The sequence below is a fragment of the Ferrigenium straubiae genome (assembly GCF_051257895.1).
In the GTDB taxonomy this organism is placed as follows: domain Bacteria; phylum Pseudomonadota; class Gammaproteobacteria; order Burkholderiales; family Gallionellaceae; genus Gallionella; species Gallionella straubiae.
Genome location: NZ_CP194331.1, coordinates 1,234,244 through 1,258,199, shown reverse-complemented (window position 1 = coordinate 1,258,199; position 23,956 = coordinate 1,234,244). Strand labels below are relative to the sequence as shown.

At 61.9% G+C, this 23,956-nt stretch carries 27 protein-coding genes and 1 riboswitch; of the genes, 3 read left to right on the top strand and 24 right to left on the bottom strand.

All coding sequences use genetic code 11. The features are described 5' to 3' along the window. Positions 1-26 precede the first annotated feature (26 nt). Genes ACRRNM_RS05890 through ACRRNM_RS05880 form a run of 3 tightly spaced genes read right to left on the bottom strand, consistent with a single transcriptional unit; the run spans position 27 to position 2,632 of the window. Positions 27-785 carry a class III cytochrome C family protein gene (locus ACRRNM_RS05890; protein WP_435627311.1) on the bottom strand — a complete coding sequence of 253 codons (759 nt, stop codon included), beginning with the start codon at positions 783-785 and terminating at the stop codon, positions 27-29. Next, positions 782-1,360 carry a hypothetical protein gene (locus tag ACRRNM_RS05885; protein ID WP_435627310.1) on the bottom strand — a complete coding sequence of 193 codons (579 nt, stop codon included), beginning with the start codon at positions 1,358-1,360 and terminating at the stop codon, positions 782-784. The genes ACRRNM_RS05890 and ACRRNM_RS05885 overlap by 4 nt, the downstream gene beginning before the upstream one ends. Next, positions 1,361-2,632, bottom strand: a complete 1,272-nt coding sequence (locus ACRRNM_RS05880) for a 2Fe-2S iron-sulfur cluster-binding protein (RefSeq protein ID WP_435627309.1) — start codon at positions 2,630-2,632, stop codon at positions 1,361-1,363. A gap of 135 nt (positions 2,633-2,767) precedes the next feature. Here ACRRNM_RS05880 and ACRRNM_RS05875 point away from each other — a divergent pair, with 135 nt between their 5' ends. Next, positions 2,768-3,652: a hypothetical protein gene (locus ACRRNM_RS05875; RefSeq protein WP_435627308.1), complete on the top strand. Its 885-nt coding sequence runs from the start codon at positions 2,768-2,770 to the stop codon at positions 3,650-3,652. Positions 3,653-3,768: 116 nt separating this feature from the next. Here ACRRNM_RS05875 and ACRRNM_RS05870 read toward each other — a convergent pair whose 3' ends face one another. Both ACRRNM_RS05870 and ACRRNM_RS05865 read right to left on the bottom strand, forming a co-directional pair. Continuing rightward, positions 3,769-4,410, bottom strand: a complete 642-nt coding sequence (locus ACRRNM_RS05870; protein WP_435627307.1) for a DUF6448 family protein — start codon at positions 4,408-4,410, stop codon at positions 3,769-3,771. Between the two features lie 150 nt (positions 4,411-4,560). Continuing rightward, complete coding sequence (locus ACRRNM_RS05865; RefSeq protein ID WP_435627306.1) at positions 4,561-5,637, bottom strand: calcium:proton antiporter; 1,077 nt, start codon at positions 5,635-5,637, stop codon at positions 4,561-4,563. Between the two features lie 171 nt (positions 5,638-5,808). Here ACRRNM_RS05865 and ACRRNM_RS05860 point away from each other — a divergent pair, with 171 nt between their 5' ends. After that, the gene (locus tag ACRRNM_RS05860; protein WP_435627305.1) at positions 5,809-6,219 is read left to right on the top strand and encodes a DUF2934 domain-containing protein; all 411 of its coding nucleotides are present in this window, start codon (positions 5,809-5,811) and stop codon (positions 6,217-6,219) included. Positions 6,220-6,267: 48 nt separating this feature from the next. On the opposite strand, the gene ACRRNM_RS05855 is transcribed toward ACRRNM_RS05860, so the two are convergent. The 13 genes from ACRRNM_RS05855 to aat form a co-directional block, all read right to left on the bottom strand. Then, positions 6,268-6,693 carry a DUF1841 family protein gene (locus tag ACRRNM_RS05855; RefSeq protein ID WP_435627304.1) on the bottom strand — a complete coding sequence of 142 codons (426 nt, stop codon included), beginning with the start codon at positions 6,691-6,693 and terminating at the stop codon, positions 6,268-6,270. Between the two features lie 153 nt (positions 6,694-6,846). After that, complete coding sequence (gene nth / locus ACRRNM_RS05850; protein ID WP_435627303.1) at positions 6,847-7,479, bottom strand: endonuclease III; 633 nt, start codon at positions 7,477-7,479, stop codon at positions 6,847-6,849. Then, positions 7,476-8,186: an electron transport complex subunit E gene (locus ACRRNM_RS05845; protein WP_435627302.1), complete on the bottom strand. Its 711-nt coding sequence runs from the start codon at positions 8,184-8,186 to the stop codon at positions 7,476-7,478. The genes nth and ACRRNM_RS05845 overlap by 4 nt, the downstream gene beginning before the upstream one ends. Then, positions 8,183-8,830, bottom strand: coding sequence for an electron transport complex subunit RsxG (rsxG, locus tag ACRRNM_RS05840; protein ID WP_435627301.1), 648 nt, complete (start codon positions 8,828-8,830; stop codon positions 8,183-8,185). The genes ACRRNM_RS05845 and rsxG overlap by 4 nt, the downstream gene beginning before the upstream one ends. Then, positions 8,827-9,876, bottom strand: a complete 1,050-nt coding sequence (locus ACRRNM_RS05835) for an RnfABCDGE type electron transport complex subunit D (RefSeq protein ID WP_435627300.1) — start codon at positions 9,874-9,876, stop codon at positions 8,827-8,829. Before ACRRNM_RS05835 ends, rsxG begins: the two co-directional genes overlap by 4 nt. Then, positions 9,873-11,540, bottom strand: coding sequence for an electron transport complex subunit RsxC (gene rsxC / locus ACRRNM_RS05830; protein WP_435627299.1), 1,668 nt, complete (start codon positions 11,538-11,540; stop codon positions 9,873-9,875). The genes ACRRNM_RS05835 and rsxC overlap by 4 nt, the downstream gene beginning before the upstream one ends. Continuing rightward, positions 11,537-12,082 (bottom strand): electron transport complex subunit RsxB, encoded by a 546-nt coding sequence (rsxB, locus tag ACRRNM_RS05825; protein WP_435627298.1) that lies wholly within the window; start codon positions 12,080-12,082, stop codon positions 11,537-11,539. Before rsxB ends, rsxC begins: the two co-directional genes overlap by 4 nt. A 10-nt stretch (positions 12,083-12,092) precedes the next feature. Beyond that, positions 12,093-12,668, bottom strand: a complete 576-nt coding sequence (rsxA, locus tag ACRRNM_RS05820) for an electron transport complex subunit RsxA (protein ID WP_435627297.1) — start codon at positions 12,666-12,668, stop codon at positions 12,093-12,095. A 126-nt stretch (positions 12,669-12,794) separates the two neighbouring features. Beyond that, on the bottom strand, positions 12,795-13,715 hold the full coding sequence (locus ACRRNM_RS05815; RefSeq protein ID WP_435627296.1) for a response regulator: 921 nt from the start codon (positions 13,713-13,715) through the stop codon (positions 12,795-12,797). 19 nt (positions 13,716-13,734) lie between these two features. Then, positions 13,735-13,821, bottom strand: a riboswitch (cyclic di-GMP riboswitch). A gap of 93 nt (positions 13,822-13,914) precedes the next feature. Next, entirely contained in the window at positions 13,915-14,931 is a 1,017-nt protein-coding gene (locus ACRRNM_RS05810; RefSeq protein ID WP_435627295.1) for a quinone-dependent dihydroorotate dehydrogenase, read from the bottom strand. Between the two features lie 3 nt (positions 14,932-14,934). Beyond that, the gene (locus ACRRNM_RS05805) at positions 14,935-15,816 is read right to left on the bottom strand and encodes a hypothetical protein (protein ID WP_435627294.1); all 882 of its coding nucleotides are present in this window, start codon (positions 15,814-15,816) and stop codon (positions 14,935-14,937) included. Further along, entirely contained in the window at positions 15,813-16,571 is a 759-nt protein-coding gene (locus ACRRNM_RS05800) for an arginyltransferase (protein WP_435627293.1), read from the bottom strand. Before ACRRNM_RS05800 ends, ACRRNM_RS05805 begins: the two co-directional genes overlap by 4 nt. Continuing rightward, a complete protein-coding gene (aat, locus tag ACRRNM_RS05795; RefSeq protein ID WP_435627292.1) occupies positions 16,568-17,263 on the bottom strand; it encodes a leucyl/phenylalanyl-tRNA--protein transferase in 696 nt (231 codons plus the stop codon). The genes ACRRNM_RS05800 and aat overlap by 4 nt, the downstream gene beginning before the upstream one ends. A gap of 87 nt (positions 17,264-17,350) precedes the next feature. Here aat and ACRRNM_RS05790 point away from each other — a divergent pair, with 87 nt between their 5' ends. After that, positions 17,351-18,874 carry a hypothetical protein gene (locus ACRRNM_RS05790; RefSeq protein WP_435627291.1) on the top strand — a complete coding sequence of 508 codons (1,524 nt, stop codon included), beginning with the start codon at positions 17,351-17,353 and terminating at the stop codon, positions 18,872-18,874. Here the strand turns inward: ACRRNM_RS05790 and ACRRNM_RS05785 are convergent. From ACRRNM_RS05785 to purM, 6 genes are all read right to left on the bottom strand, one after another. Further along, a complete protein-coding gene (locus ACRRNM_RS05785; RefSeq protein WP_435627290.1) occupies positions 18,871-19,452 on the bottom strand; it encodes a hypothetical protein in 582 nt (193 codons plus the stop codon). The genes ACRRNM_RS05790 and ACRRNM_RS05785 overlap by 4 nt on opposite strands. 30 nt (positions 19,453-19,482) lie before the next feature. Next, a complete protein-coding gene (locus ACRRNM_RS05780) occupies positions 19,483-20,160 on the bottom strand; it encodes an alpha/beta hydrolase (RefSeq protein WP_435627289.1) in 678 nt (225 codons plus the stop codon). Between the two features lie 249 nt (positions 20,161-20,409). Then, positions 20,410-21,402 carry a DUF3108 domain-containing protein gene (locus ACRRNM_RS05775; protein WP_435627288.1) on the bottom strand — a complete coding sequence of 331 codons (993 nt, stop codon included), beginning with the start codon at positions 21,400-21,402 and terminating at the stop codon, positions 20,410-20,412. Next, on the bottom strand, positions 21,399-22,103 hold the full coding sequence (locus ACRRNM_RS05770; protein ID WP_435627287.1) for a DUF3108 domain-containing protein: 705 nt from the start codon (positions 22,101-22,103) through the stop codon (positions 21,399-21,401). Before ACRRNM_RS05770 ends, ACRRNM_RS05775 begins: the two co-directional genes overlap by 4 nt. Before the next feature lie 2 nt (positions 22,104-22,105). Further along, entirely contained in the window at positions 22,106-22,744 is a 639-nt protein-coding gene (gene purN / locus ACRRNM_RS05765) for a phosphoribosylglycinamide formyltransferase (RefSeq protein WP_435627286.1), read from the bottom strand. Between the two features lie 157 nt (positions 22,745-22,901). After that, a complete protein-coding gene (purM, locus tag ACRRNM_RS05760; RefSeq protein WP_435627285.1) occupies positions 22,902-23,942 on the bottom strand; it encodes a phosphoribosylformylglycinamidine cyclo-ligase in 1,041 nt (346 codons plus the stop codon). Positions 23,943-23,956: the final 14 nt, after the last annotated feature.

Genomic DNA, 23,956 nt, shown 5'->3' with positions numbered 1-23,956 from the left:
CGTAGCGAGCGGTCGCCGCCCCGTTTTCAATCGTCGTCGTGCTCTTTGCGGCCATGCCCGCCTTCGCGATTGCCCTGTCCTTCCCCGCCTCTACCCCGGATGTCATGCTCGTCGGCGCTCCGGTGGCATTCGACGCAATTGTCGTAATCGCGGATGCCTTCCTCGATGTGTTCGCGGCGTATGCTGGCCTGCGAATGCTCGTGGCAGCCGTAGCAGGTGTAGCGGCTGTAGTTGTTGCCCTCATGGCAAGTCACGCAACTGGCGTTGTGATCGCGGTCGAGCACGAAATACTTGTTGTGATCGAAAGTCGCTGGGGTCCACTTGTTCTGGTTATGACACTGGCCGCAGTTGCCGGAAACCTGCCTGTGCAGCGAGTCGGTGGGTGATTTGTGGCACGACTGGCATTGATCGAGCACCGCTTTTTGCAGCAGGGCATGATTGAAGCGGCCTTGTTGCCGGAAGCGCTTCACGCCCGCGTGGTCGCTGTGGCACGCCACGCAGTCCTGCGTGGTCAACTTCTGGTGAAAAGGGGTCGAGGTGAGTGGCTTGGCGACCGGTTGCCCCGTCGTTGTCAGACGTCCGATCTCGGCAGGTTTATGGCAGGAGACGCAGCGTTCCGAGGCCGATCCGAGAAACGGCGCATGGCAGGCGAAGCAGTCCGTCTCCAGCTGCTTGTGGCCGGGGATCAGCTTGCCCGGCCCGACCATCAGGTTCGGGTAGACAAAAGCCAGAATCGCAATTGCGATCAGGTTGGCGGCGAGTACGAATTTGAGTATCCGGCTCATGACCAGCCCCAGAACAAAAAGATGCTGAAGATGTGGCCCAGCGCGAGCACCGCGAAAACGATGAAGATCGGGATGTGAACTTTCCGCCACTTGTTCATGGCATCGAGCGTAACCGCGTCCCAGAACATCGCCTGCTCCACGTCGGGGCGCGGCATGCCGCGCAACTGGAAGTGTTCGCGCTGCCCCTGCACATGGCGGCGCGAGCGATCCAGCAGCAGCTTGCCGACCATGCCGCTCACCGCGTTCACCCCCATGGCCACCGTGGCCAGCCAGGGAAGGATGGCGTTGAAATGGATGCCTGCGTGGATCAGCACGAGAGACGCGCCGATCCAGGTGCCGAATTCATGCAGGGTCAGCAGTCTCTTGGGATTACCCGCCTTGATGTATTTGCGTTTGCGCAGCGAATAGATCAGCGAGGCGATGATCAGGAGCGTGCCCGGTATGCCCAGATAGCGGCCGACCCACACCAGGTTCAACCGGTGCAGCAGATAGTCGCCGGCCAGCGTGACCGCCGCCAGCAGGCCGACCAGAAAGGCGAACGGGAGGATATGTTGGCGCCAGAGCGGGCTTATCATCTATATCTCCAGAGTCACGTCTGTTTTCGGCGTGCAAGAGCAAAGCAGGCAGGTGCCGGGTTCGGGATCGTAATCCGGCGGCTGGCGGTAGGCCACCTCGCCCGCGCGGATCGCCGTCTGGCATGTGCCGCAACTTCCGGCGCGGCATCCGGAATCGACGGCAATGCCATGCGACTCGGCAAATTCGAGCAGGTTGCCGGCGGTAGTTTGCCACGGAAACTGCTTGCCGGATTTGGCGAAGGTCACCACGATTTCGGTAGCCATCGCCCCGGCTTGCGGCGCGGCAACCGTTGAAGGTTGCCTACGCTTGATGGACGACGGACCGAAGGCCTCGAAGTGGATGCGCGCATCCGGCACCCCCCAATCTTCGAGCGCGGGCACGAGGCTTTCCAGCATCGGGGTGGGGCCACAAATATAGAAATGGTAAGGCCTGAGCGGCAATTGCATGCGCAACAGACCCACATCGACGCGCCCCCGGTGCTGATAATCGCGTCCTGCCGCATCTTCCGGCAGCGGGTCGCTGAAACACAGCCGCAAATGGAAATTCGGGTGTGCCGCCGCCAGCGCTTCGAGATGCGCTCTCATCACCGGTTCGCGGCCATTGCGCACGCCGTAGAACAACCAGACTTCGCGCCCCGGCTGCTCGGCCAGACACCAGTTCAGCATGCTCAGCATCGGCGTGATGCCGATGCCGCCGGCGATCAACACCACCGGGGCATCGCTGCGATCGATATGAAAATGCCCGGCGGGCGCGCGCACCTGCAACAGGCTGCCCGCCGCCACCAGATTGTGAAAATATGTGGATGAGCGCCCCGGCGGAAAGTGGCCGCCCGCAGGAGGTGGTACCCGCTTGATCGAAACGCGGTAGCAATCGGGGCGCGGCGTATCAGACAGGGAATAGCAACGCACAAGCTGTTCGGCGCTTCCTGATGCCGCCGGCATGTCGAGACGAAAGGTCAGGAACTGCCCCGGCAGGAATGGCGGCAACGGCTGCCCGTCTTCCGGCTTCAGATAAAACGAGCAGATCGACTGCACGTCATTCTCGACGACCTTGCGCTCGACCCGGAACGTCCGGAAACCAGTCCAGGCGGCAACGGCAACCTCTTTCGTATCCCCCGGCTCATTTTGCTGCACCGGAAAATCCGGATTCTCCGCGCGGCTGCGCAAGGCATGAAAATTCAGCCAATGACACCAGAAGCTGATGCCGAGAAAAATCGCCAGTTGCAGCGCGATTGCCGACACAATCCAGAGTAATAAAGAGAGCGAGGTCATATTAGCTGATGCTAGCACGGAACCATATGGATTCCCATAACTCGAAACTTGCCTTGAAAAGGATAGTCACTAGATTGACTGCAAAGATAACGATAGCGCTGATAAAGTGGAATTTCTGCGCAGTTGGCAATAGGCATGACGATAATCCACACTGACCAGAAAAATCAAACGAAAGACCGCATGAATACCAATAACCGATATCGTCTCCTGCTTCAGGTAAGCGCTTTTGTTGCCGTGGTAATAGGTGCGAAACTCATTACCCACTTCCTTGGATGGGAGGTTATCTCCATCAATCCGTTATTCTCGGGAATTGTGGCTGCCAACGTCTTCTTGATGGGATTTCTTTTGAGCGGTGTCCTATCGGATTTCAAGGAAAGCGAGCGAATCCCCGGTGAGTTGAGTGCATGCCTGGAGAATCTGGCCCAAGAAGTGCGCGGTGTCCGGATGGCAAACCCTGAAGCTAATGTTGGCCCATGTCTGATTCTCCTGTCGCAATTGAGCCGGGATATTCTGAGCTGGTTCCACAAGAAACACCGTACAGCAGAATTGCTAGAGCATGTGAACGAGTTAACTCCTCAGCTCGCGGCGATAGAGCAATGGTCTCAAGCAACTCTCGTGGCTCGTTTGAAGCAGGAGCAAAGCAATCTCCGGCGCACCCTTATACGTACTCACACCATTCGGGAAACGTCTTTCGTTTCCTCAGGCTACTTGCTCGCCGACCTCATCACCATTCTTCTTTGCATAGGGCTTGTATTGTCCAAAATTGAGCCACTTTATGAGTCGCTGTTTTTCGTGGGCGTGATCTCATACCTGATGATTTATCTTCTGATGTTAATCAGGGATCTTGATAATCCATTCGGCTACTACGAGCGCTATTCAGCAGAGGACGTATCCCTTAAACCGCTTGAAGAAGCGGCGAGCCGGCTTGCACAAATCGCCAGCGTCGAAGCTTCGCCGCCGCCGAGGCAGTCACTAGCGGTGCCACTTGGTAACCAAGATGGTTGCCAAGTGGCTGGTTAACAGCAGGAACGGTGCAGCCACCATTTTGCGCGATTCCGTCCGCTATGCGCATCGCGCATGGCGGACATGTTGAATGGTTTGCACCGTATATCTGATTACGGTTTTTTGGTAAAGCCTCAATGATTTTTATGTGCGTCCGCAACCGAAGCGGGAGCAGGTGCGGGTGCGGCATGAGCGTGGTTGCCGGAGGATGCGATAACGGCATGCACGCCTTCGACATAATGCACATAGGTTACGTAGGCTTCCACAAACTCCCGGCCTGCCTCGATACTTTTGTCCTTGTTCTTGCTTGCTTCCAGTACGCGCGCAAATTTATCTTTGATGGACTTAGTCATGTGGTTGCTGATCATTCTGGCCATTTCGTCGGCGGAACCATTGGCGAGAGCTTTGTCGGCCATCACGATGATCGGATCAATAGCTTCATCCTTGATGCCGCTATACGGGGCTCCCTCGCCGGCGCGATGCACACGCACGAGTGTTTCGAGGAAGTATTGATCGGCTAATTCTCTTGCTTCTTTGCTTTTGCCGCGAACCGCGATCGTTTTCGCAAATGCAGATTTGATCTCCGCTTCGTTTTCTTTCTTAACCCATTTCAGTATGGGTGTTATGTCACCTTTTTCCAGAGCAACTTTTGCTTCCGGAATGACCGGGCCATTGGGTGTGTCGCAGTGCGCCAGTGCATTTCCTGCAAGGAGTAGCCCGCAGCTAATTGAAAAAATAGCCGCGATATTTTTTGGAGATTTTTTGGTGCTTTTCATTGTGAATACCCTTTGGTTTATTGGTTCAAGTGTAATGTGCGCTTCATGTAACCGCATGATTCACGCGGCGTATAGAAGACTGCACTTGCGCAGATTGGTTCCCTGTGTGCGGCCGGTTTTCTTTAGGCCAGATAGGCAGCTGGCGGCCCGCTAGATCAGCCCCATCATCACCAGCGCAATAAATGCCGCGAACAGCGCGAAATGGCTGATGCCCTCGATGGCGTTGGTTTCGCCGTCGTGCAGGTTGTTCATCACGGTGAGGAAGGTCAGCAGCAGCATGCCGGCCTGAACCGGCGTGAGCGCCATCTCGATGCGCTCGCCGGTGAGCAGCGCGATGGCTTCGATCACCGGCAGGGTCAGCAGCACCGTGGCGAGCGAAGCGCCCAGCGCGATGTTGACGGTGGTCTGCATGCGGTTGTTCTGCGCCGCCCGGAGCGCAGTGAGGATTTCCGGGCTGGCGGAGATCAGCGCCACCAGCACCGCCGGGATCGCCTTCGGCAGGCTGCTGCCGGCCAGCCCGGCATCCAGCAGCACCGACAACACTTCCGAGAGCACGCCGACCAGCACGATCGCGCCGAGCATCACCGCGACATGCAGGCTGTTCGGGCTGTGCGCGAGGTCGTGGGCTTCTTCCTCCTCGCCGGCGCTGTATTCGAAAAAGTTGCGGTGCTCCACGGTCTGCAGGCGCAGAAAGGCCAGGTACATGATCGCCATGATGCCGATGGAGAAGACCGAGTAAATCCGCCATTGATGTTCCGGCACGAAATCCGGGATGAACATGCCGACGCCGATGGCGACCAGCAGCATCGCGATGAAGGAGTTGGCCGAGGAGATGTTGTATTTGGTGCTGCCGTGTTTCAGGCCGCCGACGATGGCCGCGAGGCCGAGGATGCCGTTGATGTCGAACATCACGGCGGCGAACACCGTGTCGCGCGCGAGCGTCGGGTTGGGTGCGCCCTGCAGCAGCACGATCAGGATCACCACCTCGACCGACACCGCGGCGAGGGTGAGGATCAGCGTGCCGTACGGCTCGCCGAGGCGCATCGCGAGCACCTCGGCGTGGTGGGCGATGCGGAACGCGACGCCGATGATCGCGGTGAGGATCACCAGTAGCAGGCCCCACAGCATCGTGCCGCCATGTTCCACGGCGGCGTGTTCAAGCGAGAAGCCCAGCAGCAGCACGGCCAGGGCGATGGCAATCGGGAATTCGGATTTGAGATACTTCATGGATTTACGTGCGAAAAAAATGGAGGTTGCGAACCCTAACCCCTCGGAGAAAGAGCGTCAATCTGGGTAAGCGGTATTTGTAGAACTTATTGACTGGTAAGGTTTTTATTACTACCATGCCCGTTCGGTAAGCTTTATGAATGTTAACTTCATCGTCAGGGAGGTTGCATCATGGCAGAACGAAAGGCAAAACCGGCCGTGAAAAAAGCGGCTGTCAGCAGGGCTACCGGCGCGACTGCCGGTAAATCGAGACCCGTCAAGGCGGCGTCAGTGATGGCGCCCCAGAAGGCTGCAGCGAAAAAAACTGCGCCTGCAACCGCAAAACCGAAAACCACCAGAATCCCGGCAGAGAGAAAAGCAGTAACACCTGCCGCCGCAAAGAAAGCTCCGGCGCAAAAAGCCGTGGCGAGCAGCGCCAGGCCGGCTGCGAAAAAAACCGTGATGCAACCTACTCCCGAAGAGCGTTACCGCATGGTGCAGACCGCTGCTTACTTCATTGCGGAACGCAACGGGTTTAGCGGCTGCCCGACAGAATACTGGGCGGCAGCCGAGCTGGAGATTGCGGGCAGGCTGGGCCGATAGGATGCAGGGCGGGTGCGGTTCCGCGCCCGCCGTCTTTCCTGCCTCCGTTCACTGTTTCCCCAGACAGTCGATGTAGATTGCCGCATCCGGCTGGGTGCGGTTGCGTTGCGCCTGCCAGATCATCTCCCCGAGGCATTCCATCATGCGGTGCTGCGCATCGTGCTCCGACTCGAACTTGTGCGTCAGCCGCACGAACTGCGCGCGGATTCCCGCTGGCTGGTCGATGGAAATCTGCTCCTCGATGGTGAGGTGCATCATCAGGTGCAGGAACGGGTTTTCCGCACCGCTCTCCGGCAGGTAGTCCTTGTCCTGATGGCGTTCCGGTTCTTCCAGCATGGCGTGGTATTCGGGGTGCCTGGCGATGAGCTGCGCGGCGAGGTCTTCGAGCGGCGTGAGCAACTCGCTGGTACAGCGCTTGCGCCAGGACTCGAACAGAAAATTGCGCGCTTCGTCGCGCGTGGGATTGAACAGCATTAGATTGCTCCTGAAAGATGATTCACCGCGAAGACACGAAGGTCACGAAGATTTTATGTGCCAAGGCCGGCTTTACATGAAAGGCTTTGGGTGAACATGAAACTATTTACTTGTTTTCCTTCATGCACTTCGTGTCTTCATGGTGACTGATTTTTAAAATACCTTGTCCTCATATTCGCACAGGTCGTTAATGAGGCACACGCCGCATTTCGGCTTGCGCGCCTGGCAGGTGTAACGTCCGTGCAGAATCAGCCAGTGGTGCGCGTCGTGCCTGAATTCGTCCGGCACGGTCTTGAGCAGTTTGTTTTCAACCTCGAGCACGTTCTTGCCGGGCGCTAAGCCGGTGCGGTTGGCGACGCGGAACACATGCGTGTCCACCGCGATGGTGGGCTCACCGAAGGCGGCGTTGAGGATCACGCTCGCGGTCTTGTGCCCCACGCCGGGCAGGGCTTCCAGCTCCCTGCGCGTCTGCGGCACGATGCCGCCGTGTTTTTCCACGAGTATGCGGCAGGTCTGCATGAGGTGCTTGGCCTTGGTCTGGTACAGGCCGATGCGCTGGATATGTTCGCGCAGCTTTTCCTCGCCGAGTTTTAGCAGCGCCTGTGGTGTATTGGCGACTGGGAACAGTTGCCGCGTGGCGGCATTGACGCTGACGTCGGTGGCCTGCGCCGAGAGCAGCACCGCGACCAGCAACTCGAACGGCGTGGAATATTCCAGCTCGGTTTTCGGGTGTGGATTGGCGGCGCGGAAGCGCGTGAATATCTCGCGGCGTCCGGCGGCGTTCATCGGTGGCCCGCCGGGCTGCAACCGCCTTCAGTCGGCGTAACGGTCGCATTCGCGCCGTGCACCTTGCGTTCGGCGCGCAGGTTCAGCCAGTTTTTCAGCGCAATCAGCAGGCCGAGCGCGATGAATGCGCCGGGCGGCAGGATCGCGAGCAGGAAGCCGTGGTAATCCGGCACCACGGTGATCACCAGGGATTTCGCCGCCTCACCGAATACCAGTTCAATTCCCCCCAGTAGCGTGCCGTGCCCGAAGACTTCGCGGATGCCGCCCAGCGTGACCAGCACCGCCGTCAGCCCGAGGCCCATCGCGATGCCGTCCAGCGCGGAGGCGAACACGCCGTTCTTCGAGGCGAACGCTTCGGCGCGCGCGAGCACGATGCAGTTGGTGACAATCAACGGAATGAAGATGCCCAGCACCAGGTACAGGGGATACACATAGGCATTCATCAGGAATTGCACGATGGTTACCAGCACGGCAATCAGCAGGATGTACACCGGGATGCGCGTCTCGTTGGGGATGAATTCGCGGATTGCGGCTACGCCGCTGCCCGACAGGGTCATCACCAGCGTGGTGGCCAGCCCCAGGCCGAGCGCATTCACCACCGAGTTGCTGATCGCGAGCAGGGGGCACAGGCCGAGCAGTTGCGCGACGCCGGGGTTCTGCTTCCACAGGCCGTTGTGGAAAATTTCCTTGGATGTCGGGGCGGTCATTTTTTGTTCTCCTTGCCGGGTCCGGGAGGGGGCTCCGCGAACAGTTCGTCACGGTGCTGCGCGTAATACTGCAAGGCCTTGTGCACCGCTTTCACGATCGCGCGCGGCGTGATGGTGGCACCGGCCCGGTAGTCGAACGAGCCGCCGTCCTTCCTGACCTTCCATTCCCCATCCTTGCGGTTTTCCAGTGAGGCGTCGTTGAAGCCGGTGATCCAGTTGCTCCGGCCGATCTCGATGTAATCGCCGAGCCCCGGCGTCTCCCGATGCGACACCACGCGCACGCCGCTTATCCTGCCGTCGCTGCGGATTGCGATGATCAGGTTGATCCTGCCGCTGTAGCCGTCCGGCGCGACGGCCTGCAGCACCGCGATGGAGGGCTGGCCGTTGAGCCGGCCGCGATAGACGATGCTCGTCCCGCCGAGCAACTTGTCCTCCGCGAGTTGCAGAGTGTCCTTCATGATGTCGTTGTCGTAGGCCGCGGGCGGCGCGATCTGCGCGATCAGTTTCAGCTTCTCCTTCTCTACGCTGCGCGCGATGGCCTCGTGCGTGAGCTCAAAGGTCCAGGCCAGCATGGCCGTGCCGATCAGCGTGAAGAACAGCAGGTTCAGCGCGGTGCGCAGGGTGGCTCTGGCTCCGGTTATCATGGCTTTCCCTTCTTGCCGGCTTTATCTTTTTTGCCAAAAACGGGCGGCTGCGTGTACAGCGTGATCAGCGGCACGCAGAGATTCATCAGCAGGGTCGCGAACGCGACGCCGTCCGGGAAGCTGCCGATGGCGCGGATCAAATAGGTCAGCAGTCCCGCGCCCGCGGCGAAGATCAGCTTGCCCTTGGTCGTGGTCGGCGAGGTGATCGGGTCGGTGAGGATGAAGAACGCGCCCAGTATCGCCGCGCCGGAGAACCAGTGGAACAGCGGCGCGGCGTAGCGGGCGGGATCGGCCAGATGGAAGAGGCCGGCGACGGCGAACAGCGTGCCGAGGAAGGCGACCGGGACATGCCAGGTGATGATGCGCGCGGCGATGAGGTAGAGGCCGCCGAGCAGGAATCCCAGCGCCACCATTTCGCCGCCCTGTCCGCCAAACCGCCCGTAGACGGGCATCTGGAATATCTGCGCGACCGGTTCGCCGAGGAGCAGACGGGTCTTCAGCGTGTCGAGCGGCGTGGCCATCGTGAGTGCGTCGAGCGCCATGTTGGGCGGCAGCGCCTCGGCGAACATGTACCTAATCTGTTCGAGGAAGCCGAGCTCGGCCGCCCCCAGGCCGTGCGGCGCGACCCAGTGCGTCATTTGCGCCGGGAACGAGACGATCAGCACCGCATAGCCGACCATCGCCGGGTTGAACGGGTTGTTGCCGAGCCCGCCGTAAAGATGCTTGGCGATGGCGATCGCGAAGGCCGTGCCGACCACCACCAGCCACCAGGGTGCGAGCGGCGGGATCGAGAGCGCGAGCAGCCAGCCGGTGAGCAGGGCGCTGTTGTCGGAAAGGAACGGTTTCACGGGACGGTTGCGCAGCCTGAGCATCAGCGCCTCGATGCCGAGTGCGGTAAGGCTCGCGAGCGCGATCGAGACCAGGATCGCGGGGCCGAAATGCCAGACGTAGAGCGCGATGCCCGGAATGAGCGCGAGCAGCACCCGGAGCATGATCGCGGAGACGGTGTCCGGCTTGCTGATGAAGGGGGCGAATAACGCGCTCATTGTTCCTCCTTGTGCCCGGCGGGGGGCGGTGCCATCTCGCGGACTTTCGCGCGGCGCGCCTCGATCTCATCGATTTCCGCCTGCTGCTGCGCGGTGAGATGGCCGGTGTTCTTCGGCTGGCTTGCGGCAGCCTGCTCCCGCGCGCGCTGCATCGCCGCCTGGATTTTCTGCATCACGTCGTCGGCTTCGCTGGCCGCGGCGGAGGTTTGTCCGGCGGCCTGTCCCTTCGAGGCCTGCTCACGCGCGGCCAGCCTCTCGGCTTTTTCGCGCTTCTCGCGCTCGAAGCGGTGCTCGCGGAACTCGTGGCGTTCGCGCGCGTGGTCGGCGGCTTGCTTCTCCTGTTCGCGCGCGCGGATCTCGCTCTTGGCGAACTGGAAATACTGCACCAGCGGGATGTGGCTGGGGCAGACGTAGCTGCATGCGCCGCACTCGATGCAGTCGAACAGGCTGAATTGCTGCGCCTTGCCGAACTCGCGCGCCTGCGAGAACCAGAACAGGTCCATCGGCTGCAGATCAGCGGGGCAGGCCTGCGCGCAGCGCGTGCAGCGGATGCAGGGCAGCGCGGGCGGCGCGGGCGGGAAGAGCTTTTCCGACGCGGCGATGATGCAGTTGCTCGCCTTGGTCAGCGGGATGTCGATCGAGGCCAGGGGTTGGCCCATCATCGGCCCGCCCATGATGTAGCGGTCGGTGTCCGGCAACGCCTCGCCGAGCGCGACCAGATCGGCGACCGGCGTGCCGAACAGCACCTCGTAGTTGCGCGCCGCGCGCACGTTGCCGGTGATCGTGACGATGCGCGACAGCAACGGCTCGCCGTGCGCGAGGGCGCGGTAGACGCCGTGGCAGGTTGCGATGTTGAAACATTGCACGCCGATGTCGGTGGGCAGCTTGCCGGACGGCACCTCCAGCCCGGTGAGCACGCGGATCAGTTGCTTCGCGCTGCCGCCCGGATAGATCGTCGGGATGGCGATGACCTCGAAGGGCAGGCCGCTGTCAGCGACCGCCTGCCGCATCGCGGCGATCGCCAGCGGCTTGTTGTCCTCGATGCCGATCAGCACCTCGCCGGCCTCCAGCATGTGGCGCAGCATCTCCGCGCCCTGCACGATCTCTGCGGCGCGCTCGCGTATCAGCATGTCGTCGCAGGTGATCCAGGGCTCGCACTCCGCGCCGTTCAGGATCAGCGTGCCGATGTCTTTGTTCGGGTGGCCGCGCAGCGGGCGCAGCTTGAGGTCGCTCGGGAACACCGCGCCGCCCAGCCCCACGAGGCCGGCCATGCGCAACTGACGGCGCAACTCGGCAGGGTCGCAGTTGCGGTAGTCGACGGGCTCATGCGGAATCCACTCCTCCCTGCCGTCCGGGATCAGCGTCGCGCACAGGTCCGGCAGGCCCGAAGGATGCGCGACGGGCTGCATGTCGATCGCGGCGATCGTGCCCGAAGTCGGGGCGTGCACCGCGCTCGAGACGAAGCCCTCCGGCATGCCGATGAGCTGGCCCTTGAGCACATGATCGCCGGCGCGCACCACCGGCCGCGCGGCCTCGCCCGCATGCTGGCGGAACGGGACGACGAGCCTCGCAGGCAGCGGCGCGTGCGCGATGCCCTGCTGCGTCGATTGCTCCTTGTTTTGCGGCGGGTGGATGCCGCCGTTGAACTTGAAGAGCGTCCTCATTTCGTCGCCGCCATCATGTAAACCGGATGCTGCCGCTTCCAGGTCGCGATGCTCTCCCTGATCGGCACCATGCTGATGCAGTCCACCGGGCAGGGCTCGACGCACAGTTCGCAGCCGGTGCACTCGGAGGCGATGATGGTGTGCATCTGCTTCGCCGCACCCGCGATGGCATCCACCGGGCAGGCCTGGAAACACAGCGTGCAGCCGATGCAGAGGTTCTCGTCGATGAAGGCGACCGCCTTCGGCTTGAGCACCGTGCCGCTGCCGAAGGGCTTGAATTCCACGCCGAGCAGGTCGGCAAGCTTGCGGATGCCGTCCTCGCCGCCGGGTGGGCACTTGTTGATGTCTTCCCCGGCGGCAATCGCCTCGGCGTAGGGACGGCAGCCGGGATAGCCGCATTGTCCGCACTGCGTCTGCGGCAGGATCGCATCGATCTTGTCCACCAGCGGGTTGCCCTCGACGCGGAACCGGATCGCGGAGTAGCCCAGCACCGCGCCGAGCGCGAGGGCGATGGCCGCCATGACGAGCAGGGCGTTTAGCATTTGGCCCCCATTATTTGATGAACCCCGAAAACCCCATGAACGACAGGCTCATCAGCCCCGCCGTGACCATCGCGATTGCCGAGCCCTTGAAGATGCCCGGCACGTCCGCACCTTCCATGCGCTCGCGCATCCCGGCGAACAGCACCATCACCAGCGTGAAGCCCAGCGCGCCGCCCATGCCGAAGAAGACGGATTCCATGAAGTTGTGGTTCGCCTGCACGTTGAGCAGCGGGATGCCCAGCACCGCGCAGTTGGTGGTGATGAGCGGCAGGTAGATGCCGAGCACCTGGTGCAGCATCGGGCTGGTCTTCTGGATCACCATCTCGGTGAACTGCACGATGCCCGCGATCACCACGATAAACGACAGCGTGGTCAGGTAGGAGAGCTCCGGCCCGAGCAGGTATTCGTTGATGAGGTAGCTGGCGCCCGAGGCCACGGTCAGCACGAAGGTGGTGGCCAGACCCATGCCGAGCGAAGTCTCCAGCTTCCGGGATACCCCCATGAAGGGGCAGAGGCCGAGAATCTTGACCATCACGATGTTGTTCACGAACACCGCGCCAACCAGGATGAGCAGATATTCGGTCATATTCGCACCTGTGGAATCAGGGGCGGATTATCTCCCGATTCAAATGCCGCTTCAATCGTTCGCGTTCAGAGGTTTCCAAAAAACAACGCCCCGCAAGAAGCGGGGCGCCGATGAGAGGGGGGATTTTCAGTGGCTGCCTGAGGGTAGTGGCGGCGCTGATGCGTGGTCGGCTACTTTTGCCATTTGGGCGCAGAATTTTTCCCTGCAGGAAGCGATAAACGATTCGAGTTTTTCCTTGAGTGGTGGAGGGACATTAACGAACTCAACCGCCACCTCGGTATTGCGCAATGGGTCGGTGCAGGATTTGCTGAATTCCACCCGCTTTATTCTTGCCTGGAAATGGAATGGAGAGTCATTTTCCAGCGGCAGGGTAACGGTGGCAAAGTCATCGACATACCCGCTGCCAGGTTTGACTTGCGAAGTCTTCACCCGGCAGCCGGTCATCGAGATATCGGCCAGTTCCGCCCCGTAGTCGTGAAATGAATCGAAGCCGATGTTGATTTCACAAGGCAGGGCGGTCTTGAGCCTCTCGGCGCGACGCCGTTCCATCAGGCCTTTGAGGCGGTGCACCATGCCAACCAACTGGTCGGGGGCAAAGGGCTTGCACAGGTAATCGGCGGCGCCCTCCCGGAGGGCGATTTCCCGGGCAACGGGCTCGACGCTGGATGACATCAGCACGAAGCGGGTGCGCATGCTATGCGGGCTGTTGCGGATGATTCCAAGAAGATCGCGCGGGGACAGACCGGGCATTTCCAATGAGCTGAAAATCCAGTTGATGACGCGCCCGGACTTCAGTACTCGAACTGCATCGTCTGCATCCTTGGCTTCGTGGATTTCCTTGCATCCCAAATCCCGATGAAGAATCTTCCGGACGTAATCCCGCGTGGCTTGCGAAGTATCAACGATTAGCGCATTGGAAAGTAACATGGTATTGCTCCTTTCATCGTGTCCGATCCGGTACGAAACAGGCTGCGCGCGGCAATGCCGGATCAATCGGTTTATGAAAAGGCTGTGGGGCAGATGAGGAAGGACGCGTGCTAAACGCAAAGAAGGAAAACTTCATCGGTTTGGCGACCCCGCTGTCATATGGCATAGCCAGTCAGACCGGTGGTTTTGCGTCCCCGCCTTTCGGTCGGGTTTGCCCTTTACAACCTTGTGCTGCCACTCTAGCAGATCATGCAAAAAAAGTGTATCAAATTTGTCGAGGATGAATGCCGGAGACAGGTGCTTCCGGCTCAGCCTCGAATTACAGGGCGCGGAGGGCGGCGCAGCATTCGCCGACCAGCGCCGGACCGCGATAGATCAGGCCGCTGTAGAGCTGTACCAATGAGGCTCCCGCCTCGATCTTCTCCGCGGCGTTCGCGCCGCTCAGGATGCCGCCCGCGCCGATGATGGGCAGCGCGCCTTGCAGTTCGGCGGCAAGCTGGCGGATCACGGCGGTGGATTTTTCGCGCACCGGGGCGCCGGAGAGTCCGCCGGTCTCGTTGCAGTGCGGCAGGTTTTCCACGCCCTCGCGCGACAGCGTGGTGTTGGTCGCGATCACGCCGTCGATGCGGTGTTTGACGAGCAGCGCGGCGATCTGTTTAACCTGTTCCGCGTCGAGGTCGGGGGCAATCTTCACCGCGAGCGGCGTGTATTTGCCGTGTGTTTCGGCGAGCTTCAGTTGTTCCGCCCTTAGTTGCGCGAGCAGCGCGTCGAGTTCGTCGCCGCCCTGCAACTGGCGCAGGTTCTTCGTGTTGGGCGAGGAGATGTTGACGGTGACGTAGCTCGCGTGCGCGTACACCTTGCGCAGACAGATCAGGTAGTCGTCTGCCGCCTTCTCGATCGGCGTGGCAGCGTTCTTGCCGATGTTGATACCGAGGATACCCTTGCATTTTGCGCACTGCACATTCTCGATCAGCGCATCCACGCCTTCGTTGTTGAAGCCCATGCGGTTTATGATGCCCTGCGCTCCGGGCAGGCGGAACAGGCGCGGCCGGGGGTTGCCGGGCTGCGGCAGCGGGGTCACGGTGCCGATCTCGATGAAGCCGAAGCCGAGCGCCGCGAGCCCGGCTATGCACTCGCCGTTCTTGTCGAGCCCGGCGGCGAGGCCGACGGGGTTGGGGAAGGTCAGCCCCATCACGGTGCGCGGATCGTCGGGGGGGCGCTTCGCGATGAGGCCGCTCAGGCCGAGAGCATGCGCGGTTCTGAGTCCGCTTAGTGTCAGGTTATGGGCGGTCTCCGGGTCAAGCCGGAACAGCAGGGGGCGCAGCAGTGGGTACATGGGTCAGTTCTTCTTCACGACGATGGGGATGGAAAATTTTTTCTTCTTGAACAGGTCGCTGCGCTTCTTGCCGCGCCAGTTCTCCGCGATGATGTCGCCGAGCTGCAGGCACAGCAGGCCGAACAGGGCATAGCCGGCCTGCGCGAACAGTGGGCTGACCGCGAGATCGCCGCCCGCCACCCGATGGCTCATCGCGGCGAGGTTGCCGACGATCAGGCCGGCGAGCACGGCGCAGGCTACGCGCCCCCAGTCGCCGGATGTCAGGCTGGAGAAGATCGTGCTCTCGTGCCACAGCAATTGCAGTGCAACCAGCAGCAACAGCGGCGCTGCCCACAGCAGCCAGGAGAGTTGCGCGGGCCATGCCGCGCCGCCCAGCAGTCCCAGCATCGCAAGCGGCAACAGGGTGAAGGCCAGCGTTTCGGGGGCGGGCGCGGGCAGGGCGGGGCCGCGCGCGAGGCGCTTGAGCAGGCCGGTGAACGAGCCGAGCAGGGCGCGCGTGATGAGGACGGCGGGTGCCAGCAGCGCAAAAAGGGCGGTGCAGAGCATGATCTGCAGGAGCGAATGATCCGGCCCGCTCAGCCAGCTTGCGACAAACAGGTTGAGGTAAACGATCAGCCAGCCCAGCACGGCGCCCGCCGCGGCCATGGCCAGATAGTAATTGTGCTGCATGCCGAACGGGCTGTTGCCGGTGCGTATTTTGACGAAGAAATTGACGAGCAGCGCGTAGCCCAGCAGCAGGAGGGCTGTTACGGGGATGGCTGCAATGCTGCCTTCGGCGAGTCGCTCGCCAACAGGGAGCTCATACCATTCATGTCCGCTCAACAGGAGGCCGGCGAGCGGCAACAGCAACAGGGCGGCGATGAAAACGCCCAGGCGCGTCTTCAAGCCGGCTCCTTGCCGAGCGCTTGCCATGTCCCGGCTATCAGCCCCTCGGCGGGCTGGTAGCCGGTCTTGTAGGACATCTTGCGGCTGTGCTTGATCCAGTAGCCGAGATAGACGAAATCCAGGTCGAGCTTGCGGCACAGTTCGATCTGCCACAGCACGTTGTAGACCCCGAAGCGCGCGCGCGGCAGATCAGGTTCGTAGAAGGTGTACACCGAGGACAGGCCGTCGCTGAGCAGGTCGATCACGCTGACCATGCGCAGCGCGCCCTCCCTGTCACGGGTTTTGTCGAAGGGCTCGCGGAACTCCACCAGCAGCGTATCGACGTGGCTTTGCAGCAGGAAATCCCGGTACGAGTCGCGGTCGTCGTTGTCCATGCCGCCGTCCGGGTGGCGCGCGCGCTGGTAGCGCTGGTACAGCTCGTAATACTCCGGGCGGTCCTGCAGGCGGTGCAGGCTGGCATCGAGGTGCGCATGTTGCGCCCAGGCGCGCCGCTGCGAGCGGTTGGGCGCGAACTGTTTGACCGGGATGCGCAGCGGCACGCAGGCGCTGCAGCCTTCGCATTGCGGGCGGTAGGTGTAGGTTCCGCTGCGCCAGAAGCCATGCTGCACCAGCTCCGAATAGACCGGCGTATTGATCAGGAAGGTGGGCGTGGCAACCTGCGAGCGCGCTTCAATTCCGGGCAGGTAGCTGCACGGATAGGGCGCTGTCGTGTAGAAGTGCAGCGCAGATAGTGGAATGTCGTTCAATAAACTCATGTGAAGAGGTCGGCATCGAATTGCCAGCGTTTGACAGGTTCGCAGTTTATCAATTCCCGCAGCCGCGCGATAAATTCGCCGCGCGGAATCTCGCGCGCGCCGAGCGAGGCGAGGTGAGCGGTGTTCATCTGGCAATCGATCATGCCGAACTGCCAGCGTTCGAGCTGCCGCGCCAGGTGGGTCAGCGCGATCTTGGAGGCGTTGCTGGCGCGGCTGAACATGGATTCTCCATAGAACATCTGCCCGATGGCAATACCGTATAACCCTCCGGTCAGCCTGCCGTCCATCCAGGTCTCCACCGAGTGCGCGTAGCCCAACTCGTGCAGCGCGCGATACGCTGCGATCATGTCTTCGCTGATCCATGTACCGCCCTGACCACTGCGCGGCGCGGCGCAAGCGCGCATCACCTCTTCGAAGGCGGTGTCGCAGCGCACCTCGTAGGCGGCATTGCGCAGCACCTTGGCGAACGAGCGGGAGATCCTGATTTCGTCCGGAATCAGCACCATGCGCGGGTCGGGGCTCCACCACAGGATCGGTTCGCCGGGGCTGAACCACGGGAAGATGCCGTGCCGGTAGGCCTCCAGCAGGCGCGGCGCGGACAGGTCGCCGCCCGCGGCGAGCAGGCCGTTGGGCGAGCGCAGTGCGCGCTCGAGCGGCGGGAACGGCGCATCAACGGTCAACCACGGAATCATCGGCTCAGGCATATTGGCATATATTCAATGCGGGTATTTTGCGGTTATATTGCCACGGGTTAAGACTGTTGGCTTGCGAGGTGAAAAATGTTGTCAGGCATATTCGGCAAAAAAAACGATCATCCCATGGCGGACATCAAGTCCGCGCAGGCGCTCGTGGACGACTTGCCGAAGAATGACGCATACAAATCGCTTACGGAACTGGGTGAGTGGATCGAATCGGTCGCGGACGGCGCCGATCTCAGGCTGGATCACCAGTTCGTCGTCCTGTGCCTGCTCGACGAAGCTGCCCGGCCGCATGCGCGGAAACTGGTGCGCGACTATTTCACGCCGCAGGAGTTGAACAAATTCCAGGAGAACCGCCTGTGGCTGGCGCTGGACAATTATTATCGCCATGCCGCCAGGGCCTATTGTGCGGTGTTCGGCCGCTATTGCGGCGGCGACAAGGGGGCCGCCGCGCTCAAGGCGCAGCTGCCGCTGCTGGTGGCGCGCGCGGTGCATGCCCTGGCCGGGCAATTGAAATATACCTGCACGCGCTACGGCCCGGTCGATAAGACGGTCTGGAACAATCTTGCACAGCTCTACCGCCATGCCGAGCAGCAGCAATACCTGGAAACGCCGCTGGTACTCTATCCGGGAGGCGGTGAGACTACGGTGAAAGGCGAAGTGGGGCGGCTGCTCGGCTGGCATGGCTGCGGGGTCAGCACCCTGAGGCCGCTGTATGTGCACCTCACCGAGCGCATCGTCGGGCAGTATTGCGCCCGCATCGAGATCGGCGCGCAGCAGGATGCGAACAGCCTGTTCAGCTTCGACCTGGATCGTCCGGCGGCGCCGGTGCATTTCAAGGTGGGTGCTGCGGTGCAGCCCTCCATGCGCTTCGTCGGCATGGCGAAGATGCAGCCGGAGTTTGCGTCGCTGGTCAAGACTCTGGAAAAGGGTGTCGTCCCGGATAGCCTCAACCTGGGCGGCGCATACGATGCGGAGCCGGTACGCGAGGCCGTGCAGTATCTGTTGAATTACCTGACCGCACCGCCGTCGCGGCGCAGCGCGCGGCGCAGCATCAAGGTCGGCCTGAACGTGGTGAGCGGCTTCGACGGGATGATCGAGCGCACCGATATCGCGTTGAACTTCAGCAATGAGTTGCCGGCGTATTGGGACGTCGAGGACATTAGCGCGAGCGGTTTTCGCACCATTCTGCCCGTGCAAGGCGCGGACGGTATTCGCATCGGCAGCCTGCTCGGCGTGCAACCCGAAGGGGTGCCGCACTGGGGCGTGGCGGTGGTGCGCCGCCTGATGCGCGACGAGGCGAGCCGGCTGCATGCGGGAGCGGAAATGCTGGCCAACCAGATTGCCGGCGTGAACCTGAGCCAGAGCGGCGGGGGCGGCGGGTTCGAGGACGGGCAGCCCGCATTGTGGCTGCAGGCAAAAGCGGGCGAGCCATCCGGCGAGGCGCGGTTGCTGATGAAAGCGGGCGCCTTCTCCGCGCACCGCAGCCTGCAGACCAGGTTGAATGGGAAGAGCTATCTGCTGATCCCTCACCGGTTGCAGGAAAAAGGTTTTGATTACGATCTGGCGAGCTTCCGCGTCATCGAGCAGGAGTTGGCCGTCTAGTTTAAATCGTCGTTCTTGTAGTACTTGGTGCCCTGTATCGTCGCCTGCAGCGCGAGCCCGGTTTCGGTGAGCTGGTAGAGGTCGACGCCGGGGGCGACGGTGATCGCACCCGCCGCGGCACCTCCCTTTTCACCGGACTTGGCGGCGGCATCCGCTTGGGCGCTGGCTTCCCAGCCGCTCTCGACGAACTGCTTGAAAACCTTCTGGTTCGAGAACACGAAGACGCCGCGGAAGTCTTTCACGCCGAGGCCAATCCCCAGTCCGCCAGAGATCATCTTCATGTAGATATCCTTGCCGCTCTGGTTGTTGTGCGCCACGCCGGAGCCGCCCGCGGCGGAGAGGAAGATCAGGTTGACGCCGACGTTGCTGAACACCGCATAGCCGGCCGCCCTCTGGATGTCCGCCTTGGCGGCGGGATGCACCTTATAGAGCCGCGCCAGCGTTTCGCTGCGCATCTTGCGGATTTCGTTGCGCTGCTCTTCCTTGGAGGCCGCGAGGGCCGACCCGGCGATCCCGAAAAAAAACATCACGGCGGAAATTGCAGCGAGAATATTCAAACGGCTGGCATGTAAGTGCATGTTCTCTCCTTGTCTGTGGAGCTGTGGAAGTCAGTGGTTTACCCCGTGATGGAGCTTTCTGGCCAGCCAGAACTCGATGTCGCGCAGTTCCTCTTCGCACACCGAATGCTGCATGCCGTATTCGTGCCATTCCACCGAGTAGCCCAGTTCCTGCAGCTGGTCCCTCGATGCGGCTCCGAGCGCATAGGGCACGACCGGGTCGTTGCGCCCGTGCGCCATGAAGATGGGAGTCTGCTGGGCGTTTGCCGAGGCTTCACCGGCCAGGCTCTCGGCCAGCGGCAGGTAGCTGGAGAGCACCAGCACGCCGCCTACTGGGACCTCTTGGCGCAGCGCGGTGTGCAGCGCGATCGCGCCGCCCTGGGAGAATCCGGCCAGGAAGATGTTGCCCGGCGCGATGCCGCGCGCCACTTCCTTCGCGATCAGCGCCTCGACCGCGGCCTGCGAAGCGTAGATGCCCTCCTCGTCCTGCCGCGCGTCGATGCGCGGATGGGCGATGTCGTACCAGGCGCGCATCACGAACCCGCCGTTGATGGTCACCGGGCGCTGCGGAGCGTGCGGAAAGATGTAGTGGATGGGAACGGGCAGGTCCAGTTCGCCGGCGACGGGCACGAAGTCCTGGCCGTCCGCGCCCAGGCCGTGCAGCCAGATGATGCTGTGCTGCGGCTGTCTGCCGGAATCGAGCGCGATATGCGGAAGGATGGAAGTCATGTCCGTTGTTCAAGAAGACTTGGAATGGTTCGCAGTGTATCGCAGGGCGAATCTTGCGCAAAATCCAATTGGTATTGCAGCCGGAATAAATGCCGGATGAAACGTAGGAGCGCAACTTGTTTGCGCGATAAGGTTTTCGGTCAAATCGCCCCAAGCCGGGCTTCTACATCGAATGCCTCATGAAATATCCGAGCCAGCCAATCGACCAGGGTGGCAAAGCTCAGTCGCTGGTTATCCCAGAACGGTTTTTCACTCGTCCGCCACGCGGATATCCGAGACGACCATCTCGCCGGCAATCTGCCCCATGCGGTCGAGCATGCGGATTTTCACCGGCAAGAGGCGGTATTCCAGCCCCAGCCAGACGTCCAGCCCTTCCTCGCCCTGCAGGCGGCTCTTGCGCAGCGGCAGCGCGCGCAGCCGGCCGATGCCGGTCTGGATCATCTCCTCTTCGCCGATGGAGAGCTCGTAGCGTTCCAGCTTCTTGCCGTTGCTGATGTATATCGGTAGCGCGCCCTTGTCCAAGGGCAGCTGCGAGAGCTGGTAGAGGAAGCTGACGATGTCCTGGGCCTGATCGGGCAGCGGCATGCTGTTGCCGTTCGAGAAGGACAGTACTTTTTCTTCCCAGAGGAAGGTGGCTTCGAATGCCTCCTTGCCCTTCGAGGAGTTTCTTGTCTCGCTGTATTTGGCGGGGCGCAGTCCCTGGGCCGTCAGGGTGCCGCTGCTCTGCTGGTTTGACTCGTAGCTCTTGAAGAGGCTTGCGAGGCCGGTGGTGTTCATGCCGACCTGCAGGGTGTAGCTCTTGCCGTCGCCGATTTCCAGGCGGTGGCGCATTTCGCCGACTGCGAAATCCGCGCCCTTATAGGCGGTGAAAGTGAGTTGCGCGTGTTTGGGGAGCGGATGTGCGGGCCTAGTTTCCTCCGCTGCCTTGGCCGGTTCCTCGGCCGCCGGCGGCTGCGGCTCGGCATCGATTTGCGGTTCTTCCGTCGCAACGCTTTCGGCCGGCTGGTCGGCAGACTCCGCGGGCGCAGGCGGGGAAGGCCGTGGTTTGGGCTTGGGTTTCCTTGGTGCGGGCTTTGCGGCGATCTTGGGCAGCGGCTCCAGCTTGGCGATGAGCGGCGGCAGCGGCGCCTGGGCGGGCGGCAACTTGACCAGCGGCGCGAACAGCGCGATGGCGTGAGCCAATGCCGACAGCGCTATGGCCAGGGCGATTCTTCCGGTCGAAGTGCGCGGCAATGCGATCACGGCTTGAGGGTCAGCTTGCTCAATACCTGGGTGAATTGGTCGCCGTTGGCCTCGGTGATGATTATTTTGCACGGCAGGTTATGGTACTGCGTGGCCAGCCAGATTTCGGTGCGGCTCTCGCCCGGCTTGGCCTGGCTGTCGAGATAGAGGGTCCTGAATTCTCCGGCCGGAACCCTGGTCGTCTGGTCGCGCGTGATGACGTAATGGTAGTGATCCAGCTTGCTGCCGTTGGTCATCGAAAAATCCAGCGTATCGGCATCCTGCAACGGCAGGAACATGAACTGGTACATCGCGCTCAGGCGATCCTGCGTGCCGTCGGGCAGCGCGACCACCTTGCGTTGCCCCGGGGTGATGAGCGCGAGGCGTTTGCTGTTCCAGTCGAACTCGGCGCGGCTGTTCTTGCTCTCGTCGAGTTCGCGCCGGTGATTGAGAAGCAGCGGTTGCAGCCCCTGTTTGCCGATCAGGCCGCTGCTGTCGATGAGGATTTTTTCCGGCTTGAGTATCGCCAGCAGGCCGACCGGCGTCCAGACGCTGGACAGCGTGTAGCGATCACGGTCGCGCGTATAGGTCTCTTTGACTTCGACCTGCAAGCCGCTCTTGGAAACGTCGTAGGTGGCCTGCACGCTGTCCGGCGGGGCAGCCAGGGCGGTTGTGGCAGTGCACAGCATGAGCCATGCGAGAGCTTGCAGATACGATTTCATGATTACTCCAGGCTGGGTGAGATCAACGCAAAACCGGATTGCTGGTGACTTCGCAATCTGACCCGCCCGTCATCGCCCAGTTCAACCCGGCCCGCGCACAGCCAGCGGACGGCCTGCGGGTAGATGCGGTGCTCTTCATCCAGTACCCGCGCCGCGAGCGCCTGCTCGGTGTCGCCGCCCAGCACCGGCACGGCGGCCTGGATGATGATCGGGCCGTGGTCGAGATCGGGGGTGACGAAATGCACCGTGCAGCCGTGGATGCGCACGCCGTCGTGCAAGGCGCGCGCATGCGTATCGAGGCCGCCGTAGGCGGGCAGCAGCGAGGGATGAATGTTGACCAGCCTGCCGTGATAGCGCGCCACGAAGCCCGCCGTGAGGATGCGCATGAAACCCGCGAGCACCACGAAATCCGGGTGGAAGGTGTCGATGAGCCCGGCCAGCGCGGCATCGAAGCTCTCGCGGTCCGGGTAGTCGCGGTGCCCGATGACGGCGGTCGGAATGCCGTGCGCCTGTGCGACCTGCAGTCCGCCGGCATCGGCGCGGTTGCTGATCACCGCCGCGATGCGGCAGGGCAGCTTCGCTTCGAGCAGCGCCTGCATGTTGCTGCCGCGGCCGGAGATGAGGATGACGATGGACTTCATGTTTGCCTGCGACTCTCTGAATTAACCCGAATAATTCATTTGAGCGTAGGTCGGGCTTCAGCCCGACATGTCGGGTTAAAACCCGACCTACAACCCTAGCTGAATTAATCCGTTCGTAGTGAACCCTTCGATAAGCTCAGGGCGAACGGTTTATCTATTAGCTGACCTGCGTCTGGTGCTCGTCGCCGTTCCTCGCGCGGATCGCGCCGATCACAGTGGCACGTTCGCCGGCCGCGTTGAGTTGTGCGACTGCCGCGTCAGCATCCTTGCCGTCCACGATCACCACCATGCCGATGCCGCAGTTGAAGGTGCGGTACATTTCCTGCGGCGCGACGTTGCCCATCTCGCGCAGCCAGTCGAACAGTTTGGGCGTATGCCAGGCCTTGCCGTTCAGTTGCGCGACAACGTTTTCCGGCAGCACGCGCGGCACGTTCTCCAGCAGGCCGCCGCCGGTGATATGCGCCATGCCCTTGACCGTCACGGACTGCATCAGCGCCAGCAGCGGCTTCACGTAGATGCGCGTCGGCGCCATGATGCAGTCGGCCAAGGTGCGCTCGCCGTCGAACTTCGCGTTGAGGTTGGGTCTGCTGCGCTCGATGATCTTGCGCACCAGCGAGTAGCCGTTGGAGTGCGCGCCGTTCGATGCGAGGCCGATGACCGCGTCGCCCGCCTTGATGTTCTGGCCGGTGATGATCTTCGATTTTTCCACCACGCCGACCGCGAAGCCCGCGAGGTCGTATTCGCCGGCCGGGTACATGCCGGGCATCTCGGCGGTCTCGCCGCCGATCAGCGCGCAGCCGGCCTGTTCGCAGCCGGAGGCGATGCCCTTGATGACCTCGGTGGCGGCCTCCACGTCGAGCTTGCCGCAGGCGAAGTAGTCGAGGAAGAACAGCGGCTCCGCGCCCTGCACCAGAATATCGTTGACGCTCATGCCGACCAGGTCGATGCCGACCGTGTCGTGGCGGTTCAGCTCGAACGCCAGCTTCAGCTTGGTGCCGACGCCGTCGGTACCGGACACCAGCACGGGTTCCTTGTACTTTTTGGAAATTTCTACCAGCCCGCCGAAGCCGCCAATGCCGCAGAGAACTTCGGGGCGCATGGTGCGTTTGGCGAACGGCTTGATGTTTTCGACGAGGCGGTCGCCCGCGTCGATATCGACGCCGGCATCGCGGTAGGACAGTGAACTGGTCTGGCTCAAGTTGAGTTCTCGCT

What these genes read in the sequence shown, in the direction of transcription:
- ACRRNM_RS05890 (WP_435627311.1), bottom strand. Translation starts at nt 785, where the DNA reads ATGAGCCGGATACTCAAATTCGTACTCGCCGCCAACCTGATCGCAATT.
- ACRRNM_RS05885 (WP_435627310.1), bottom strand. Translation starts at nt 1,360, where the DNA reads ATGATAAGCCCGCTCTGGCGCCAACATATCCTCCCGTTCGCCTTTCTG.
- ACRRNM_RS05880 (WP_435627309.1), bottom strand. Translation starts at nt 2,632, where the DNA reads ATGACCTCGCTCTCTTTATTACTCTGGATTGTGTCGGCAATCGCGCTG.
- ACRRNM_RS05875 (WP_435627308.1), top strand. Translation starts at nt 2,768, where the DNA reads ATGACGATAATCCACACTGACCAGAAAAATCAAACGAAAGACCGCATG.
- ACRRNM_RS05870 (WP_435627307.1), bottom strand. Translation starts at nt 4,410, where the DNA reads ATGAAAAGCACCAAAAAATCTCCAAAAAATATCGCGGCTATTTTTTCA.
- ACRRNM_RS05865 (WP_435627306.1), bottom strand. Translation starts at nt 5,637, where the DNA reads ATGAAGTATCTCAAATCCGAATTCCCGATTGCCATCGCCCTGGCCGTG.
- ACRRNM_RS05860 (WP_435627305.1), top strand. Translation starts at nt 5,809, where the DNA reads ATGGCAGAACGAAAGGCAAAACCGGCCGTGAAAAAAGCGGCTGTCAGC.
- ACRRNM_RS05855 (WP_435627304.1), bottom strand. Translation starts at nt 6,693, where the DNA reads ATGCTGTTCAATCCCACGCGCGACGAAGCGCGCAATTTTCTGTTCGAG.
- nth (WP_435627303.1), bottom strand. Translation starts at nt 7,479, where the DNA reads ATGAACGCCGCCGGACGCCGCGAGATATTCACGCGCTTCCGCGCCGCC.
- ACRRNM_RS05845 (WP_435627302.1), bottom strand. Translation starts at nt 8,186, where the DNA reads ATGACCGCCCCGACATCCAAGGAAATTTTCCACAACGGCCTGTGGAAG.
- rsxG (WP_435627301.1), bottom strand. Translation starts at nt 8,830, where the DNA reads ATGATAACCGGAGCCAGAGCCACCCTGCGCACCGCGCTGAACCTGCTG.
- ACRRNM_RS05835 (WP_435627300.1), bottom strand. Translation starts at nt 9,876, where the DNA reads ATGAGCGCGTTATTCGCCCCCTTCATCAGCAAGCCGGACACCGTCTCC.
- rsxC (WP_435627299.1), bottom strand. Translation starts at nt 11,540, where the DNA reads ATGAGGACGCTCTTCAAGTTCAACGGCGGCATCCACCCGCCGCAAAAC.
- rsxB (WP_435627298.1), bottom strand. Translation starts at nt 12,082, where the DNA reads ATGCTAAACGCCCTGCTCGTCATGGCGGCCATCGCCCTCGCGCTCGGC.
- rsxA (WP_435627297.1), bottom strand. Translation starts at nt 12,668, where the DNA reads ATGACCGAATATCTGCTCATCCTGGTTGGCGCGGTGTTCGTGAACAAC.
- ACRRNM_RS05810 (WP_435627295.1), bottom strand. Translation starts at nt 14,931, where the DNA reads ATGTACCCACTGCTGCGCCCCCTGCTGTTCCGGCTTGACCCGGAGACC.
- ACRRNM_RS05800 (WP_435627293.1), bottom strand. Translation starts at nt 16,571, where the DNA reads ATGAGTTTATTGAACGACATTCCACTATCTGCGCTGCACTTCTACACG.
- aat (WP_435627292.1), bottom strand. Translation starts at nt 17,263, where the DNA reads ATGATTCCGTGGTTGACCGTTGATGCGCCGTTCCCGCCGCTCGAGCGC.
- ACRRNM_RS05790 (WP_435627291.1), top strand. Translation starts at nt 17,351, where the DNA reads ATGTTGTCAGGCATATTCGGCAAAAAAAACGATCATCCCATGGCGGAC.
- ACRRNM_RS05785 (WP_435627290.1), bottom strand. Translation starts at nt 19,452, where the DNA reads ATGCACTTACATGCCAGCCGTTTGAATATTCTCGCTGCAATTTCCGCC.
- ACRRNM_RS05780 (WP_435627289.1), bottom strand. Translation starts at nt 20,160, where the DNA reads ATGACTTCCATCCTTCCGCATATCGCGCTCGATTCCGGCAGACAGCCG.
- ACRRNM_RS05770 (WP_435627287.1), bottom strand. Translation starts at nt 22,103, where the DNA reads ATGAAATCGTATCTGCAAGCTCTCGCATGGCTCATGCTGTGCACTGCC.
- purN (WP_435627286.1), bottom strand. Translation starts at nt 22,744, where the DNA reads ATGAAGTCCATCGTCATCCTCATCTCCGGCCGCGGCAGCAACATGCAG.